Raw genomic sequence first — 17,977 nt, forward strand, 5'->3', positions numbered from 1 at the left:
GGCTGCCCTTCGTCCCGAACTACTGGCTGAGGGGGCATTGAAGGTCAGTGGGCTGGTCGGAAGGTTGCTGATGGCCGTTGGTGGTCGGCTGAGGTCAGGGAGGTTGCTGTACTTCGCTGCTGTACCGCTCGTGGCAGCACCGGACCGGCATTCAGCCGATACGATGCGCAGGCTAGGCATCGTTCATGCGATGTGGGAGGGGCAGTGAGGATCAAAGATCCGAAGTACCCGGCAGCGGTCGAAGCGGCCGTAGAGATCCTGCGGAAGCGGGCCCGGCAGGGACAGACCATCACGTATGGAGATCTTAGCGCCGAGCTGGCAGCACAGGGCTTCGACTCCATCCCGCCTCACCGTGGGATCATGACCTACCTGCTCAGGGATGTCTGCCTCTACAGCAACGAGGACGGACGAGCACCGATGCTCTCGGCAATCGTGGTGAACAAGGCCAGCCGGGAGCCATCCGACCAGTTCTCCAGCCTTGCCCGAAGCCTTCCCTTCTCTCGGTCGGTCAACTGGAGCTGGCGAGACGAGCAGCAGAAGGTGTTCGCTCAGTACCGCGAAGAGTGACACGCCGCCCCGCGACACCCGCTTTAGGAGAGCGGTAGGGCCACGCCCGGCGTGACCTGCGGTCTCACGTCCTGGCCCTGTTCCCACCACTAACCGCTGTTGACCGTGGCTTACCTCTGCATCTGGCACGGCTGTGGCACGTCTGCACTTCGTGCCGAACAACCTCGGTCACTGAGGTCTCCTCGCCCGATCAGCTAGCCACCTAGAGCCGCTGACGGCCGGCCGCGGTCGCGCTGGTCGCTGTGCTCCGCTGCTGTACAACACTCTGCAAGCACCAGGAAATAGCCCTGGTCGCCGGACGGCGGTTTCGGCTAACACATGACACTTCAGACAACCGCAACGGCAGGATGGGAGCACGTCCTGTGGCCATCATCTGCGTCAGCATGGTTACCAATGAGGGTGAGCTGTACATGTCCTACCTTCGGTGGAACCAGCCCGATAAGTCCAGGCTCAGAGCACGCTCAACTCACTGGCAGTTGTCAGCATGAGCGACCTCCTCGTCGGACGGTGGTCGACGGATACTGTGTACGCAACTGCGGGAAGGGGAGGCAAAATGGAAAATTTGTTCGGGATGGTCGAGCCACGCGACGACGTGTTGGCTGGTGAGCTCACGGAGTCGCGCTTTGCTGCGTCCCTGGAGGAGGTCATCGCTGGCACGGCTCCGGAGGCGTATAGCGACACCGAACACTTCTTCGCCGCAACCTATCCCTCGGCTGGTCTGAAGTCGCTCCTCAATGAGGCGCTTGGGCGCATCGGCGGCGGCAAGCCAGACGGCGCCAGTGTGATCCGACTGGAGACAAACCTTGGCGGCGGCAAGACCCACAATCTCATCGCCCTCTTTCACGCTGCCCGCGGGCAACTCGATGCAGCGCGTGCGGCAGAGTTCATGGATGCCTCGTTGCTGCCAAGCGAGCCCGTCGAGCAGGTCGGCGCATTCGTTGGCACCAGCACCGGAGCACAGAGCTTCCCCGAGATCGCGGGCATCACGCCCCGCACCGCCTGGGGGTACCTGGCCCTCCAGGTCGGCGGAACGGCTGGGTACGAGTTTGTGCGGGCGGACGACGAGGCCCTAACGGCGCCTGGCTCGGATGCGATCAAGCGGCTGCTCGGCGATCGCCCGTCGCTTCTCCTCATCGATGAGATCGCCCGCTACTACCAGGTTGCCAAGGGCGTTCGCGTCGGCGAGAGCACACTCGCTCAGCAGACGACGGCGTTTCTGATGGCCTTGATGGAAGCCGTTGACGGCCTCCCTCGCGCAGTCCTCGTGATCACCACCACCGGCGTGACTGACGCATTCGGCGAGGCGACCAGTGACATCCTGGAGGCCGTAAACGAGGCTCGCTCCCTCATGGCTCGCAAGGAGCTCGTGCTGCGGCCGAGCGAGGAAGCCGACCTCCCCAAAATCCTCACGCGTCGTCTTTTCAAGCAGCGCGACAATGGCAGTGCTGCGGCGGAGGTTGCTCAGGCGTACGCAGAAGCGGCGGATACCGCCTACGCGAGCGGACTCGATCTGCCCGAGGGCATGGTCGGCACAGGCTGGGCGACGGAGATCGCTCGCACGTACCCCTTCCACCCGACGCTCATCAGGATTCTGGACAAGCGCCTGTCCACGATCCCGAACTTCCAGCGCACCCGAGGTGCGCTGCGGCTGCTCGCTCGTGTTGTCCGCCGACTGTGGGCACAGCAGCCTGAGCGCACCTACCTGATCCACCCCCACCACATTGATCTCAGCGAGCGGGTAATCGCCGAGGACCTCTCCAGCCGTCTTGAGCGCCCGCAATTCGAGCCGGTGATCCGCGCGGACATCGCCTCGCAGGCAAGGGCGGAGCCCTCGCATGCAGAGCGTGTCGATGAACGGATGGGATCCTTCTACGCTCGCCGTTTGGCAACGTCGGTCTATCTGTACTCGCTCACCCGTGACGTCCCCGGCGTGCAACCGGCTGAGCTCTTCGGTGCTGCCCTGGTTCCGGGCGACGACCCGAACCTCTTGCAGAAGGCCCTCGACGGCCTTGAGGCAGCTTGCTGGTACCTGCACGCCGATGTACGCGGCTACCGGTTCTCGACCGAAGCATCCCTGGTGAAACTGATTCAGGAGGCCGAGAGCGAAATAAGCGTGACCAACGCGCGGAAGAAGGCCACCAAAATCCTCACCACCCAGTTCCGCGACAGCACCCTCAAGGTGCGCCGACACTGGGAGGACGCTAAGGTTCCGGACAATGCTGCAGACGCCTGGCTCGTCGTCATGCACTGGGACGACTTCGGCGACCCCCGCGGGGTGGATCCGCATGGCCCCACCCCGGCGAAGATTCAGGAACTGTGGGAACGGACCCCGGCTGGTGGTCTCCGCCAATACAAGAACCGCCTCGTCTTCCTCGCGCCTTCGCTGGGGACTCATGAGGCGATGGTCCGGGCCGTGAAGAAACACCTGGCGCTCGAAGAACTTTCCACGAGCTCAGACACCCTCAACGCCCTTACGCCCGAGAAGCGCTCCGAGCTCAAGGACAGGGCCAAAGAGTCAGCACTCCTGGCTAGAGTCGCTGTCTGTAACCACGTCAACGTGTTGTATGTACCCACCGCGCATGGGCTGGAAGCTGTCCAACTCGATCAGGTCACCAGCTCTTCGGTGTTTCCGAACCAGGCCGACGCGATCTTGGGGCGTCTCGCCGCTATGGAGAAAACACTCCGTGCTGGCGACAGGCCGCTGGATCCGGCTTATGTGAAGAACAAGCTGGGCGACCTGCTGAATCGGCCGCAGCCGACTGAGGAGCTGGAGCAGGCGTTTGCCCGGCGCTCCGATCTCAAGATGGTCTTCGACCGGATGCAGTTGGTCGCCCTGGTCAGTGCTGGCGTCCGCAACGGTGTGTGGGAGTACCAGGACCCGGATCGCGGAGACGACGGCTGGGCAACCAAGGATCGGCCGGGTGCAAGCTTCCGGATTGCAGCCGATGTATTCCTGCATCCGCCTGGTTCCGCCCCCGCCCCGGCTGAGCAGGTTTGCCCGCTCTGCGACACGGTTCACCCTGGGCGCGGGTGTCCGGATATTTTCGAAAAGGAAGACGGCGCTCAATCGCCTCTTCCTTCGGCTAAACCCACAACATTCACAGGTAGCGGTGCGGCTGGCAGCGCATTTGCCCAAGCGCGGAGCGCAGCGGCTGATAAGCAGCGTGAGAGTCTGTGTGAGCTGACGATCGGTATTGATCATCTCGGTGCAGGGGGCAGTACGGAACTGCTGCGCCTCCACTCGGTCGTGCCAGCAACAACGCTGGGCGCTGAATTGGTCTATGACGTGAAAGTTGTCGTCACCCTCGGGACTAATCACTCGCACGCAGCCAAGATCGAGTTCGTGGGTACCCCAGCTGACTACGCACCACTACGCGAGGCCATCAAGCAGTTGCTCGGGCCCCATGAGTCTGTAGTCAAGGCGTCGGTGACTGCTGCCTTCGCAGACCCGTTGCCGCTGTCCGGCGATGTTGTGGAACGGTTCGCTCAGGCGGCGCGAGACACCGGCCCAACGAAATGCACCATCACAATGCGTACCGAGGGCGACGGATGAGCCGAGCCGAGCAGTACACCGTTCTGATCACCCGTGATGAGGATGGGCGGATCGTCGCCGTCGACGTCGCTGCGGACGACCTCGACGGCGGCCACCGCAAGATCCATGTCAATGGTGGGCGCGCCGCACACATCGCTGCCCCTCTGCAGGACGTCCTGCGCTCCGCCGGCCTACGCGGCCGAGACTGGGCCTCGTGTAAACCGATTGCGCTTGACCCCATGCTTGGGGCGCATGCAGAGCTCCTGCTACGTGCCGTGAAGCCGCTCCGTCGCACAGACCGGATCATCGACATCGCCGAGGGCGTGGCAGGGATGAGCCGAGAAGAGGCCGCTTACTGGCACGCCCAAGTACAGCATCGCCATGGGCTCAAGGCGCTGCGCATCCTCCTTGACGGCGGCAAGCGTCGGTGATCTCGCTCCCGCAACAGAGGATTGACGGCAGGGTGCTCGACGCATCGTTGCTGGCTGTTGCCGTTATGGGCGGGGCGGTAGATGCGCACAGGCGGGATGCCCAGCCAGTGTCACTGCGAGGTAGCATCCTGGCTCTTCGAACGTCTCAGGCAGGCCTCTGCTGGAAGAGGTCCATGACACATCTGGAAGACACGATACCCAGCAGCCGGGGGTTGCTGGGTGGTGCAGGAGGAGGCCGGCAGTGAGCCGCAGTTTGATCGAGCAGTGGTTGCCTGCCGCGACAATTGGCGCTGAGAGCCTACGGGAGCGGGGAAGCGCCAAGGCATACCCGCCGATTAACTTTCTTCACGTTTGGTGGGCGAGGCGGCCTCTTATCGCCAGCCGTGCCGCTGTGCTAGGGTCTGCGCTTCCTGCCTGGCCGTCTCCAAATGAGGCCGAGCGTGACGTGGACGCAGCACGGATCCTGGATGGCCTGCGCAAGGAATTCCCAGAAGGCGAAGATGAATACCATGCGTGGTTCGTAAAGATTCTAGGAATTCTCGGAGACCCTGTTGCTGGCCGGAAGGCCATCAAGGAAGCACTGGCAAGGGGTGTCAGGACAGATGGAAATGCGTACGGCTACGATCGTGCGTTCACTGTTAACCCTGACCAGGAAACCATTGATCGCATCCATCGACTCGCCTCCCTCCGCGCTGGCGAAGAATCCACTGAGAGCCGGTCTGCAGTACTCGATCTGTTCTCTGGGGGCGGCTCGATTCCTTTTGAGGCGGCCCGCTATGGATTTAATTCAGTAGCAAATGAACTGAATCCAGTAGCCTCTGCAATTCTCCAAGGGACTGTGGTCCTTCCAGGTAATCTAGGGCCTTCCTTTTCTCAGATTATTGCCGAGTGGGGAGAGAAGTGGTCTGAGCGCATTCGGAAGCGCCTGGAAAAATTCTTCCCCACCAAGAACCCTGATGAGCGTCTGGCTTACATCTGGGCACACACGGTGCTGTGCCCAACCACGGGGCGGTCGACACCGTTGGCACCCGACTTCTGGCTAGTGAGATCAACTCCCGGAAAAAGTGTTGCAGTTGCCCTTGAAGTCGAGCCTGGATCCGACACCTATCAGCTCCGCATCGTTGAGGGGCCCGAGGCCAAACTGTGGGGTACCCGATCTACCTATAAGGGTGGTACCGCAACCAGCATCTGGACTGGCGAAACCATCTCTGGTGATTATATTCGCCAGGCATCCCAATCTGGCAAAATGGGCCAGATGCTTCTCGCCGTAGCCGTAACTCGAGCTGGAAAAAACGGTCGAAAGTTTCGCACGCCTAACACCAGTGACCTAGCCGCAGTTTCCGCTGCAGAGAAGGAACTTGCTGCACGGATGCCAGGCTGGGAAATTTCCGACCTTATTCCCGCAGAGGCGATCGACAGCGTATCCAATTACGATCGCGGGCATCGAATGTACGGAATTAATAAATGGTCTGATTTCTTCTCGACTCGCCAACTTCTCGCTAATGTGACAGCGCTTGAGGAGTTGCGGACCATTGTAAGCGAGGCCCGCGAGAAGATCGGCAGTGAGAAGGCAAAGGCTCTTGCTCTATATCTCGCCTTTGCCCTTGACAAAATGGTCGACTACAACAGTAGGCAATGTAGTTGGGATTCCTCTCGGTCCAAAATTAGGAGCACTTTCGACAAGCATAACTTCAACTTCAAGTGGTCGTTCGCGGAATTTGACGGCGCGCATGCTCTGGCGCCATGGGCAGTCAACAATGCGGTCGTGAATCACAAGAAGATCTCCGCGCTCATGTCTCAACGGGAATCCCTCTTCTCGGATGCCCGGAAATCGACGGCGCGAGTAATCCGGGGATCGGCCACCGATCTCCCGCTTGAGGATTCATCGATGGACGCTATCGTCACAGATCCTCCATATTATGACAATGTCATGTATGCGGAAATCTCTGACTTCTTCTATGTTTGGCTCAAGCGGGCCCTGCGTGATACCTGGCCTCAATTTGTCGACCTGGTGTTGACCGATAAGGCTTCGGAAGCCGTTGCGAATCCCGCAATCTTCAAGGATGTCGCTACTGCGACACGGAAGAAGGGGCGTAGTGCTAAAACAGGGAAGACCGCTGTAGAGCTAGCCGATGGTCGATACGAAGAGTTGCTGCGTCAATCGTTCAAGGAATCGCACCGTGTGCTAAAGGAACGGGGAGCCTTGACGGTAATGTTCACGCACAAGCGGATTGATGCTTGGGACACTCTGGGAGCAGCTCTACTCGATGCAGGATTTTCCATCAATGCATCCTGGCCGGTGCACACCGAAAGCGAGCACTCCACGCATCAAGCAAAGAAGAATGCGGCACAGTCAACAATCTTCCTGGCCTGCCGTAAGCGAATGAATAGCGAACCGGCATATTGGGCAGATATTCGACATGAGGTCGAGCGTGCTGCAGAAGAGGCGGCGACTCGATTCGCTGCCGAAGGAATGACTGGCGTGGACCTCACAATTGCCACTTATGGGCCTGTGCTGTCTGTGCTATCAGAGCGCTGGCCTGTCTACACCGGAAAACTGGATGACGAGGGAAACCCTGAAGTGCTGCGACCTGATGCGGCGCTTGATCTGGCGCGAGAGAAGGTCGCCTCGCTGAAGAAGCGACAGTTGCTCGGCGGTCGGGACATCGACTTCGACCGAGTCACTGATTGGTACCTGCTTGCATGGAACGACTTCGCTGCCGCAGAATTCCCGTACGACGAAGCTCGTAAGTTGTCGATCGCGACGCACCTAGACCTCGATGATCTCGCCAAGCGGCGCAAGGTAGTCAGACAATCGAGCGGCAGTGTCACCCTGCTGACGCCGACGCAGCGAGCTACGGCGGGTGGCCTTGACCCGGACGCTGGGGAGTATGACAGCTGGATCGATCGGCTGCACGCTCTGATGCTGATCTACGACTCGGAGGGGCTCGGGGCAGCCAAAGCCTGGCTGAACCGCACTCGCCTGGCTGACGACCCCACGTTCACTGCAGTTTTCCGTGCAGCGTTGCATGCGATTCCCCGAGTGAAGGATAAGGGTGATTTTGCACGGCCTGAAGCACGAATTCTCGACAGCTTGCGCACCGCTCTTTTCGATCACGTAGAGGCGCCAGCTGATGAGAGCGACCTCGCTGCCCTGGACGACCAGCAGGATGTGCTCTTCGATGTCTGAGGCGAACTCGGCGGCGCGGCCTGGGCTGAAGGGCTTGGACCTGAAGCTTGGCTACGACTCGAGCGACCGTATCCTGGAGACGTTCTACGTGCCCGCCCTGTCCCGGGCAGTGCGGTATGACCGGTCGGTTGGTTATTTTCGGTCATCGTCGCTGAGCGTTGCAGCGCGGGGACTGTCGCGGTTCGTCAACGGTGGCGGGCGTGTGCGGCTGCTCTGCGGTGCGGAAGTAAGTCCTGGGGACCGAGAGGCTCTCCTTGGCGAGACTGCCATCGGGCCAGCGTTCGCCAAAAAGCTCGCAGACGCGCTGGTCACCGAGTCGGAAGTAGACCGCCGACGTCTGGAGGTACTGGCCTGGCTGGCTAGGGAAGGGCGCCTCGAAGTACGGATTGCCATCCCGATCGATCGCGACGGAATGCCGAGGATCGGCAGCGACATGGACCCCTATTTTCACGAGAAGATCGGAGTTCTGTGGGATAGCATCGGGGACGGGGTCGCCTTCCAGGGGTCCGTCAACGAGTCCGCGCAGGCGTGGACCCGCAACTTCGAGTCGTTCTCGGTCTATCCGTCCTGGACGGAGGCTGCCACGTACTTCAGCCATTGGAAGCTGAAGTTCGAAGAACGCTGGGCTGGCCGGATGGTCGGTTTCAAGGTGTACCCGCTGCCCGATGCGGCGGCGGAACGCCTGCTCAGCATGGCGCCGGACGTCCTTCCGGGAGAACGAGACCCGGAGGAACCGGAGCCAATGGGCGACGATGCCGTTGTCGCCCGATACCTGCAAGTGGCTCCCGCCCTCGTAGGTGCTGAGGCGCTGCCGGTCGCCACCACAGGCATCACGCTCTTCCCTCACCAGCAGCAGGTGGTCGAACGGCTCGCTGGACTCTACCCGCGGTCGTGGCTTCTGGCGGACGAGGTCGGGCTCGGTAAGACGATTTCCGCTGGCATGTCGTTGCGTCGCCTCTTGCTGTCGAAGCGTGTCCGTCGTGCTCTGATCCTCGCGCCTGCCAACGTCTGCCGTCAGTGGCAAGATGAGCTTTTTGAGAAGTTCGGCCTATGGGTTCCTCGGCTCGACGGGGGAAAAATCTACGGTGTTCATCCAAAAGACGTACGAGTAATCCCCTCAGGCCAAAGCCCTTGGGAGTCCGCCGATGTCTTGATCGCCTCCAGCCATCTGGCGCGCCGGCCAACCGAACAGAAGCGACTCCTTGCGAACGGGCCGTATGATTTGGTGATTGTTGACGAGGCGCACCACGCACGTCGCACTCACATCGATGAGAATGAATACCGCCCGGGACGGTTGCTGGAACTGCTCGACCGCATCACTCAGCAGGGCGCGGCGAAGGCGTTGTGGCTGCTGACCGCTACACCGATGCAGGTTGCTCCTATCGAGCTACGCGATCTGCTCGTGCACGTGGGATTGCAAGGTCCCCTGGCCGACCCCCGAGCATTTGAAAAGTACTTCCGCGAAGTTGGCAAAGGGGACGGTCCAAAGGATCCTAAGACGGCCTGGTCCTGGTTGGACCAGACACTGCGGGACACACCCCGCCTGCCGCGAACTGCTGCCGAAGATGCATTCTTGCGGCAGACCAGGGAACGGCTGGGACCAGTTGTTGCTGCGCGGATTGAGAAGTTCGGCACCGGCGACCTGAGCGGTGAGGAGATCGTCAGGGAGCTGGCACCGGAAGGGCGCGCAGCTCTGCGAGGGTGGCTCTCCCTGCTCAGTCCTGTCGGACAGTTTGTCACCAGGCACAGCCGCGAAACGCTGAAGATGTATCGGGATCGCGGCCTGCTCACAGAGAATCTCGCGGACCGGGATACCAAGCCGATCGTCATTCCATTCAGGGATGAGGAGCAGGAGCTCTACGATGAGCTTGACGACCTCATTGACCGCCTCATGGCAGCGCACGGCAGCAGGCGCGGCGCTGGCTTCGTGCTGACGGTCTACCGTCGGCGTCTCACCTCCTCGTGGGCTGCGATCCAGTCCACTCTCACGAAGAGGCTTAACCGCGAGAAACTCGCGCTGGATGACGACCAGGCTGTGGAGGACCTGGAAGAAGCATGGAACGATGCGGGCCTGGAGACTGGCGATGGGCACCGGGTCAACGACGTTCAGGCGCTGCCGCTGACGCCTGCGGAAATAGACGATATCCGTGGCTACATTGACCGAATGCAGCACGTTCCGGACTCGAAGTTCGATCGGCTGCGTTCCGACCTCAACGCGGCGCGAGGGCGTGGTCATTCGACCATCGTCTTCACCCAGTACACCGACACACTTACGTACCTCCGCAACAAACTCGTTGGCGCCTATCGCTCCCAGCTTGCGACCTTCACCGGTGAGGGTGGTCAGGTCTTCCGGGAGGCCGAAGGATGGGTCGACATCTCCAAGCGCGACCTCGTTGACGCCGTACGGTCTGGGAGGGTGACGGTGCTCCTGGCCAACGACGCGGCCAGTGAAGGTCTCAACTTGCAGGCGTGCAGCTACCTCATCAACTACGACATGCCCTGGAACCCCATGCGTGTCGAGCAGCGCATCGGGCGAGTGGACCGCTTGGGCCAGGCTCGTAATGTCGTGCACATCCGGAGTTACTTCATACCGAACACGGTCGAGCAGGATGTTTACGCCGCACTTGCCGGGCGAATCGACGACTTCAGGCAGTTGCTAGGGAAGCTCCAGCCGATCCTAGGTGCGACAGAGCATGCCTTTCAAACCATCTTTAGGGCACCCAAAAGCGAGCGGGCAACAGTGCAGCAAGAGGCGATCAATGCGCTGGTCAACCAGATCGACCAATTGCGTCAAGAGGGTGTCGATTTCGGCGCGGAAGATCCGATGCCTTTGCCCATTCATGCGCCTTCGCCGGTCACGCTGGAAGATCTTAGAGAGGTTCTCGTCGAGCGGTTCGCTGCGGTGCTCGATAAGGAAGGACGTCCTGTGACATTCGATCCTTCCCGCGCATCGCGCGACGGTGAGAGCTGGACTGCGTTGGCAACCTATGGCCACCCGGCTCTAGCCGAAGCTCTTGCCCGCCGAGCTGGCCCGAATGTCCCTGATGATAGCGCCCTTGTCATCACTGGTGATGGGGCATGGCCCACTGTTGCGGTACGAGCTGACCGTACTCCCCCCGTGCCTGTCCAAGGGCTAAGGGACGTGGACTCGCTTGGTGCGGCAGCCGCCCGTGGCCAGGCCGAGGAGGAAGCCAACAACATCAGGATTCATGCGGCGCGTAAGCAGCGTAACTATGAGGACGCGCTTGCTACCACCAGGAGACAGCAGGTTCTGTCCGGTATCCATATGAAGTTCGTTGAGCTCGTTCACGAGGCTCTCGCTAGCGGATGCGCAGCTGCCCGTTACGACGGTGGCGTCAAGGTTGATCCGATCACCGTATGGCACAAACTCAATGGAGAGACGACTATCTGGGGATATGCGGACGCGACTCGTAAGAAACTAGGTATTCCGTTGGCTCAGCTCATCCCGGCTCGACTTAGTACTCAAGTAGAGCCGATTAGTCCAGACGAATGGGATGAACGCCGACGTGCTCTAGGGCTTCAGCTGCGGGAGTTGATGGTTTCACTGCGGGCAGCTATGTTTAAGGGATAATCTTACTTAAGGGTCGTAAAACGAGCACGGTGCTAGAGAGCCAGCTGATCGGAGTTTTCTGGCGTCGGCCGACACGTAGATGGTTGAGCGGGCGGCGGAGCGGGTTTGGGCGGTGTCCTGCCCGGGCTGGGGTCGAGCGTGGCCAGGGGGCCGTACGCTGGTTGGCAACTCGGGCAGGCTGTGGACCTGCCCGCAATGTGTCCGAGTGGCCCCCTGGGCTTGCTCGACGCGGGTCCCGGACCGGGCAGGTGCGTAAAGCCGTCGGAGCCGACCCCCAGCCACGAGGGCGCCTAGTCAGCAACCATCGGCTTGCTGCTGGCGCGCGACCGGCGGACGCCGGGGCGGAGCGGGGCGGAGACAGGAGCGCAGGCCCGGCGGGGAGCCGGGCCGCGCGCGGCGAGCGGCAGCGAGCCGCACTTGAGTAAGTGAAGACGGGTTTCGACAGGTGGCGGGTCAGCCGGTGGGCTGGGCCTGGTGGGGGCTGTCGGCGGTGATGCGGTAGGCGAGTTGGGCGCGGTCGCCGCTGGTGGTGAGCTCTTCGAGGATCAGCGGGCGGTCGTCGCGGCCCAGGGTGGTGCGGGTGGTGTGGATGACCGGGGTGGCGTCGGGGAGCTGGAGCGTGGTGCGCTCGTCGGGCAGCGGCATGCGGGCGCGGGTGGTCTCGGTCCAGGACAGGGTGTGTCCGGCCTCGGTGAGCAGGGCGTAGATTCGCGCGGGCTCGGTGTCGGGGTGCTCGGCCAGTGCGGTGCCCTCGGCGGTGGCGAACGGGATCAGGGTCCGGTGCAGGGCGCGGGTGCCGGTGGCCGGGTCGGTCAGGAGTCGGTCGACGCCGAAGAGGGCTTCGCCTTCGTCCAAGGCGAGGAGCGGGCCGGTGGTGGCCGTGGTCTTGGTGCGGTAGACGCTGGGCTCCTCGGCGGTCTTCCATGCGTCGTGGCCGGTGGTGAAGTGGCCTGCGGTGTCTCGGGTGACGGTGCGGTCGATGGTGAGGACCGGGGTGGGGGCGCCGCGGACGAAGCTGCCCTTGCCGTGGATGACGTCGATGAGTCCTTCGCTGCGCAGGGCGGCGATCGCATTGCGCACCGTGGGACGGGAGACCTGGTAGCGGGCGATGAGCTGGGCCTCTGAGGGCAGCGGTGCGCCCGGCGCGAACTCCCCGGATGCGATGGCGTCGCGGATGGCGGCGGCCACCTGCTTGTAGAGCGCTCCGGGGCGCTGGATCTCTCCCATAGGTGCCTCGCTGTCAGGTGAGGAGCGGCGCCGCTCGCTCGGCGCGATGTCACTCGTCAGCATAAGTGGTTGCGCTTGGCCGTCAAGGCATGCATAGTCGTCACTCGTCAGCACGAGTGACGTCAGTGTAGTACTGGTGTCCGATCGGCCAAGGAGGCCACCACTGATGCAGTCCATTCCCGTGGACACATCCCGGCTCGGCGTACTGCGGTGCGCCGTCGCGCCGGAACCGAAGATCGCGGACTTTGAGAAGCAGGAGGTCAAGAAGGACCGAGAGGGCAACACGATCTACACCGTGGGCGTCATGGTCCGCCAGGAAGGGCGGCGGGTGTCGGTGATCGAGGTCGCAGTCACCGGAGAACCCAGGGGCGTCACCGAGGGGGCCGAGGTCCGCATCACCGGCCTGGAGGCGTTCGCCTGGTCCATGGGCGACCGACACGGCATCAGCTTCCGCGCGGCTGCCGTCACCCCGGTCACCCCGCCGTCCGGCAAGGGCGGTGGCGTCTGATGGCAGACCTGATCCCGGTCGTCTTAGCGCTGGTGGCGGTGGTCTGGCTGCTGGGTGGCGGCGAGTGGCTTCGCCGGCGGCGGCCGGATTGGCACTGGTACCTGACCGGCTACCCGCGCACCGCCGCGCGGGTGGTACTGACCTGGCGGAAGGTCGCACAGCTCAACGACCTGTCCGTCTCCTACCGGCCGCCTCGGCGCGTGCTCGGCGCAGTGGTGGTCAAGGGCACGGCACTGCGCTCGACGCCTCCGCGGATCTCCTTCCCGTGCGCTCTGCCGAACGGCCTGTCGCTGCTGGTGCGGCTCCGCCCTGGGCAGACTCCGGCCCCGTTCGTGGAAGCGGCCGAAGCGCTGGCGCATGCCTGGGGCGTGCACAGTGCGCGGGTCACCTCCCCTCGGCGGGGCGTCGTGCTCATCACGGCGACGGCACACGATCCGCTCGATGATCCGCGCATGCCGGACGACACCGATCCGTCGTCGCTGCTGTCGGCGGTGGTCGGTGTGCTGGAGACCGGCCATGCGTGGGTGATGGACTTCCGGCGCGTACCGCACTGGCTGATCGTCGGGGCCACGCAGTCGGGCAAGTCCACGCTCCTGGCCCGGCTCGTCGCACAACTCGCGCCGCAGCCGGTCGCCCTGGTCGGTATCGACTGCAAGGGCGGCATGGAGCTGGGGTTGTTCGGGGACCGACTGTCGGTGCTGACCACCTGTCGCCGTGAGGCGGTGGCCGTGCTGAGCGCGCTCGTCACCGACATGCAGGAGCGTATGCACCTGTGCCGCCGGGCCGGTGCCCGGTCCATCTGGGACCTGCCGGAGAAGTCGCGGCCGGTGCCCGTGGTGGTGATCGTCGACGAACTGGCGGAGCTGTATCTGACCAGCGGGTCGAAGGAGGACCGGGCGGAGGCCGAACAGTGTTCCAGTTACCTGCTGCGGCTGGCCCAGCTCGGCGCGGCCCTGGGGGTGCACCTGGTGGTCGCCGGACAGCGGGTCGGCTCCGACCTGGGGCCGGGCGTGACCGCGCTGCGGGCCCAGCTCACCGGACGCATCTGCCATCGGGTCAACGATCCCGGCACGGCGGAGATGACCCTGGGCGATCTCCACAAAGACGCCGTGATCGTCGCGCAGACCATCGGCACTGGACAGAAGGGTGTCGCGGTCACCACCGATGACACCGACGGCTGGGTGAGGGGCCGCTCGCACCTGACCACTCCGGACGAGGCGCGGCGCATCGCCGCGGAGCACGCGGGCATCGCTCCGCGCCTGCCCATCCTGACCGCCGCTCTGGACGGGTGCGAGCAGGGATGACCGGCTCCCCCATCCCGCTGGTGGTGGTCCTCGGACTCGTCACCGTGCTCTTGGTCCGCTCCCGCGACATGCGGGCCTGGGAAGCGGCCGTAGTCGGCCTGTTCGGCTTCTACCTGGCCCTCACCCCAGTCCGGGACACCGTCCTGGCCGTCGTGGACTGGCTGTCCGGCGGCTTCCTCCACACCTGAGACGACAAGGAAGAGAGAGCCGCTGATGCCGATGCGCCGCGTGCGCTGCCCCATCTGCAAGGGCGAAGGCTCCCGGAAGACCTGGACCGGCCGCCGCCACCGCTGCCGCGTCTGCCGGGGCGCCGGAACCATCCGCTGACCCGCCCACCATCACACCGATCCGTCAAGGAGTGATCGCCATGGACGCAAGCCACCCAGCCTCATCCATCCGAGCCGCTGCGGCGGCCCACCCCGGGAGGTCCCCACCATCACCGCCGAGTCCATGACCTCGGCTGACAGGCGCGCCGTGCTCGACCGCGCGGCGCGCCTGCGCCATCTCTCCGGCGCCGAACGCGACATCATCCGCCTCGCCTCCGACCCGCTGTTCCCGCGCTGGCTGGAGCAGATCACCGCCACCGGCGGCTGCACACACCCCGTACACCTGGCGGGCTCCACCACCACCTACGACGCGCTCACCGGTGAAGTCCTGCACCACTACGACACCACGAACGAGCCGGGCGAGCGGCTGTCGGTCCGCTGCCGCAACCGCCGCTCCACCGTCTGCGCCCCCTGCTCCCGCCTCCACGCCGGGGACACCTTCCACCTGGTGCGCGCCGGACTGGTCGGCGGCAAGAACGTCCCCGACGACGTACGGGACCGGCCGCGGCTGTTCCTGACCCTGACCGCCCCCGGCTTCGGCCCGGTCCACCGCGCGACCGACGGCTCACCGTGCCGCCCCCGGCGGGCTGCCGACGAGTGTGAGCACGGGCGCCCGGCCGGCTGCCCGGCCGTGCACGACGCGTCCGATCCGCTCGTTGGCCAACCGATCTGCCCCGGCTGCTACGACTACTGCGGCCACGTGCTGTGGCACGCCTACACCGGGCGGCTGTGGAAGGCGTTCACCGACAACCTCTACAACCACCTGGCCGCCCGTACCGGGCGCACCCGGACCGGGCTGCGCCGGGCGGTGCGCCTGTCCTACGCCAAGGTGGCCGAGTACCAGAAGCGCGCGGCCGTCCACGTCCATGCCGTGCTGCGCCTCGACGGCGCGGGCGGCCCGGCCATCGCGCCTCCGGCCTGGCTCGACGCCGACACCCTCACCCGTGCCGTGCACACCGCTGCGGCGGCCATCCGCCTGCCCACGGTCCACAGTGCCGCGCTCGGTGAGTACGTCCTGCGCTGGGGCACTCAGCTCGACGTCCGGCCGCTACGCGCCTTCGACGGCCCCGAAGGGCTGACCGACGACGCGGTCGCCGCATATGTGGCCAAGTACGTCACCAAGGGCGCCGCCGACACCGCCGCCGGCCTCGACCACCGACTGACCGGCCCCGACGACCTGCACACCGCCCCGGTCTCCGCGCACATACGCACCCTCATGGCGACCTGCTGGCGCCTGGGCGGCCTGCCCGAACTGGAACCGCTGCGGCTGCGGGCCTGGGCCCACACCCTCGGCTACCGGGGCCACATCCTCACCAAATCCCGCGCCTACTCCACCACCTACGCGGCCCTGCGCGCCGAACGCGCCGAGTACGAACGGACCGCACAGGGCTCGGAGCTGTCCCCCGGCCCGGACACGGTCACCGATGCCCACTGGTGCTACGTCGGCTCCGGTCACTCCCCCGGGGCCGCCCTCATCGCCGCGGGCATCGCAGAAGACCTGGCCCGGAACCGCGAGATCGCCCGTGCCGAGTTGGCAGCGGGCGACCTGGACGGTGGTGCGGGATGAGTCGTGGTTCCGACCGGAGAGCTGGCGAGGATTGGAGCGGGGGAGAGCGGGAGCCGACCGAGGAGGAGAAGGCGCGTGCGTGGATAGAACACCACGTCCGCGAATCGCCCCCGTTCTCCGACGCTCAGTTGAAGCGCATGGGGGAGATCCTGGGTGTCATCCTCACTCGGAAGACCTCCACACCGGCCTGAGCAAGGTCACGTCGAAAGCCTTCTGCCCCTTGCCGCCGGGGACGGCGATGACGGCGTGAAGCGCGCTCTTGATCAGCTCGCGCTTCTGGGAGAGCGTCCGCGTCTCCCAGGATGCGGCGATGTCCTCCTCGGCGGACTCGGCTGCGGCCTTCTTCGCCAGGTACTCGGCCTGCTCGGCGCGCAGCCGCTTGATGCGCTCCTCGATGGCCGGGAGGTTGCGGAAGAAGGTCTCGTCATCGATTGCCTCATCCCCTTCCCCCTCCTGCCATCGGCGCTCCAGCTCCTTGCGGCTCCGGATGGCGCGCTCAAGCTGGTCTTCCTTGCCCCATTCAGGGAGGTCCCTGGCCTTGCTGGCGGCCTGCTGCTCCAACTTCGCGATGACCAGGGCCTCGACGTACTTGTCGGTCTTGTCACCGCGCTTGTACGTCCTGTTGCAACCGCCGTCCACGGTCTTCTTGCACATGTAGGCGTGCCGGTACTTCAACCAGTCGTTGGCCTTGATGCCGATCATCTTGTTGTTGCAGACCGTGCCGTCCTCCAGGACGTTGCCGCACCGCAGAATCCCGGTGAACAGGTACTTGTGAACGAGTCCGCCGCGCGGCAGCCCGGTGCCCTGCCCGCGCTCCCTGATAGTCGCCGTGACGGCGAACCACTCCTTGGGAGTGATGATCGGCTCCCACTCGCCGATGACGGGCTGATCGTCACCGTCCCTGACCAACTCGCCCTTGATCTGGCGGTAGCCGCACAGCCGGGGGTTCAGGAGCACCTGCTTGACGGTCTGGTACTGGAAGGGGTTGCCGCGACTGGTGATGAAACCGGCTTCCTTCCACCGCCTGGTGATCTCCGAGATGGAGGCTCCGGCGACCACGTCCTTCACGGCCTGGCGGATCGCCTCGGCCTCGTCGAGGCGGAGCGAGACCTTGTCGTCGTCCCAGCCGAACGGGCGCCATGCGGCGACGGACTGGCCGCGGATCGCCCGGTTGCGGTGGCTGTTGCGCGCACGGCGCTGCTTCTTCCTGGTCTCCGCGAGCGACATCGCGACGCCGACCAGCCCCTTGATCTCGAACCCCTCGGCGTAGAGGTCCTGGAGACCGTTGGAGTCGTGATAGACGCGTCCCTCGTGGGCGGTGAACGCCTTGAGGTAGCGCTCCCAGTCGCCGGGGCGCCGGTACAGGCGGTCGTCGTTGACGGCCATCACGCCGTGGATGGGGTAGCCCTCGGGCGTCTGCCCGGCGGCGAGATCCTTGACCAACTGCTCGAAGTCGTCGCGGACGATCCGCTCGTCGCTGGCGCTCTTGTCGTTGTCCGTGTAACGGCGGACGACCAGCCAACCGAACTGCCGCGCGTTGTCGGTCATCTCGCGGTGCTGGTCCTCGATGCCGTGCGCGTCCTTCATCCGGCCGTCGAACGAGATGCGCGCGTAGCAGACCACGCACTTGAGGTCCGGGTTCGCCGCGAGCATGGCGCGGACCTCGTCGACGGACGGCAGGCCCTCGGGGGCCCCTCGTAACTTGCTGATGATCTCTTCGCGTGACGACACGC

At 64.3% G+C, this 17,977-nt stretch carries 11 protein-coding genes and 1 pseudogene; 10 read left to right on the forward strand and 2 right to left on the reverse strand.

Going from position 1 to position 17,977, the window contains the following annotated elements; all coding sequences use genetic code 11:
• Positions 1-204 precede the first annotated feature (204 nt).
• From F0L17_RS13175 to F0L17_RS13195, 6 genes and pseudogenes are all read left to right on the forward strand, one after another.
• Complete coding sequence (locus tag F0L17_RS13175) at positions 205-567, forward strand: hypothetical protein (protein ID WP_162466147.1); 363 nt, start codon at positions 205-207, stop codon at positions 565-567.
• 553 nt (positions 568-1,120) lie between these two features.
• Positions 1,121-4,120, forward strand: a complete 3,000-nt coding sequence (locus F0L17_RS13180) for a DUF499 domain-containing protein (RefSeq protein WP_162466148.1) — start codon at positions 1,121-1,123, stop codon at positions 4,118-4,120.
• On the forward strand, positions 4,117-4,530 hold the full coding sequence (locus F0L17_RS13185) for a DUF7680 family protein (protein ID WP_155071228.1): 414 nt from the start codon (positions 4,117-4,119) through the stop codon (positions 4,528-4,530). Before F0L17_RS13180 ends, F0L17_RS13185 begins: the two co-directional genes overlap by 4 nt.
• A gap of 241 nt (positions 4,531-4,771) precedes the next feature.
• Positions 4,772-4,960, forward strand: a pseudogene (locus F0L17_RS28515) (DUF1156 domain-containing protein); the annotation flags it as partial.
• Positions 4,961-4,975: 15 nt separating this feature from the next.
• Positions 4,976-7,720, forward strand: a complete 2,745-nt coding sequence (locus F0L17_RS13190; protein WP_238419356.1) for a DUF1156 domain-containing protein — start codon at positions 4,976-4,978, stop codon at positions 7,718-7,720.
• Positions 7,713-11,312 carry a DEAD/DEAH box helicase gene (locus F0L17_RS13195; RefSeq protein ID WP_162466150.1) on the forward strand — a complete coding sequence of 1,200 codons (3,600 nt, stop codon included), beginning with the start codon at positions 7,713-7,715 and terminating at the stop codon, positions 11,310-11,312. Before F0L17_RS13190 ends, F0L17_RS13195 begins: the two co-directional genes overlap by 8 nt.
• A 453-nt stretch (positions 11,313-11,765) precedes the next feature.
• On the opposite strand, the gene F0L17_RS13200 is transcribed toward F0L17_RS13195, so the two are convergent.
• The gene (locus tag F0L17_RS13200; protein WP_155071231.1) at positions 11,766-12,539 is read right to left on the reverse strand and encodes a GntR family transcriptional regulator; all 774 of its coding nucleotides are present in this window, start codon (positions 12,537-12,539) and stop codon (positions 11,766-11,768) included.
• Between the two features lie 166 nt (positions 12,540-12,705).
• Here F0L17_RS13200 and F0L17_RS13205 point away from each other — a divergent pair, with 166 nt between their 5' ends.
• The 4 genes from F0L17_RS13205 to F0L17_RS13220 all read left to right on the forward strand — a co-directional run bounded on the left by F0L17_RS13205 (position 12,706) and on the right by F0L17_RS13220 (position 16,244).
• On the forward strand, positions 12,706-13,047 hold the full coding sequence (locus F0L17_RS13205; RefSeq protein WP_155071232.1) for an SCO3933 family regulatory protein: 342 nt from the start codon (positions 12,706-12,708) through the stop codon (positions 13,045-13,047).
• Complete coding sequence (locus F0L17_RS13210; RefSeq protein ID WP_155071233.1) at positions 13,047-14,351, forward strand: FtsK/SpoIIIE domain-containing protein; 1,305 nt, start codon at positions 13,047-13,049, stop codon at positions 14,349-14,351. Before F0L17_RS13205 ends, F0L17_RS13210 begins: the two co-directional genes overlap by 1 nt.
• The gene (locus F0L17_RS13215) at positions 14,348-14,539 is read left to right on the forward strand and encodes a hypothetical protein (RefSeq protein ID WP_155071234.1); all 192 of its coding nucleotides are present in this window, start codon (positions 14,348-14,350) and stop codon (positions 14,537-14,539) included. Before F0L17_RS13210 ends, F0L17_RS13215 begins: the two co-directional genes overlap by 4 nt.
• 262 nt (positions 14,540-14,801) lie before the next feature.
• Entirely contained in the window at positions 14,802-16,244 is a 1,443-nt protein-coding gene (locus F0L17_RS13220; RefSeq protein WP_155071235.1) for a replication initiator, read from the forward strand.
• Positions 16,245-16,406: 162 nt separating this feature from the next.
• Here F0L17_RS13220 and F0L17_RS13225 read toward each other — a convergent pair whose 3' ends face one another.
• A complete protein-coding gene (locus F0L17_RS13225; RefSeq protein WP_338018073.1) occupies positions 16,407-17,975 on the reverse strand; it encodes a recombinase family protein in 1,569 nt (522 codons plus the stop codon).
• Between the last annotated feature and the right edge of the window lie 2 nt (positions 17,976-17,977).

The sequence above is a fragment of the Streptomyces taklimakanensis genome, assembly GCF_009709575.1.
Classification (GTDB): Bacteria; Actinomycetota; Actinomycetes; order Streptomycetales; family Streptomycetaceae; genus Streptomyces; species Streptomyces taklimakanensis.

Excerpts from the sequence above, each read along its gene's own strand:
- F0L17_RS13220 (WP_155071235.1), top strand. The coding sequence starts at position 14,802 with ATGACCTCGGCTGACAGGCGCGCCGTGCTCGACCGCGCGGCGCGCCTG.
- F0L17_RS13205 (WP_155071232.1), top strand. The coding sequence starts at position 12,706 with ATGCAGTCCATTCCCGTGGACACATCCCGGCTCGGCGTACTGCGGTGC.
- F0L17_RS13200 (WP_155071231.1), bottom strand. The coding sequence starts at position 12,539 with ATGGGAGAGATCCAGCGCCCCGGAGCGCTCTACAAGCAGGTGGCCGCC.
- F0L17_RS13210 (WP_155071233.1), top strand. The coding sequence starts at position 13,047 with ATGGCAGACCTGATCCCGGTCGTCTTAGCGCTGGTGGCGGTGGTCTGG.
- F0L17_RS13185 (WP_155071228.1), top strand. The coding sequence starts at position 4,117 with ATGAGCCGAGCCGAGCAGTACACCGTTCTGATCACCCGTGATGAGGAT.
- F0L17_RS13195 (WP_162466150.1), top strand. The coding sequence starts at position 7,713 with ATGTCTGAGGCGAACTCGGCGGCGCGGCCTGGGCTGAAGGGCTTGGAC.
- F0L17_RS13215 (WP_155071234.1), top strand. The coding sequence starts at position 14,348 with ATGACCGGCTCCCCCATCCCGCTGGTGGTGGTCCTCGGACTCGTCACC.
- F0L17_RS13180 (WP_162466148.1), top strand. The coding sequence starts at position 1,121 with ATGGAAAATTTGTTCGGGATGGTCGAGCCACGCGACGACGTGTTGGCT.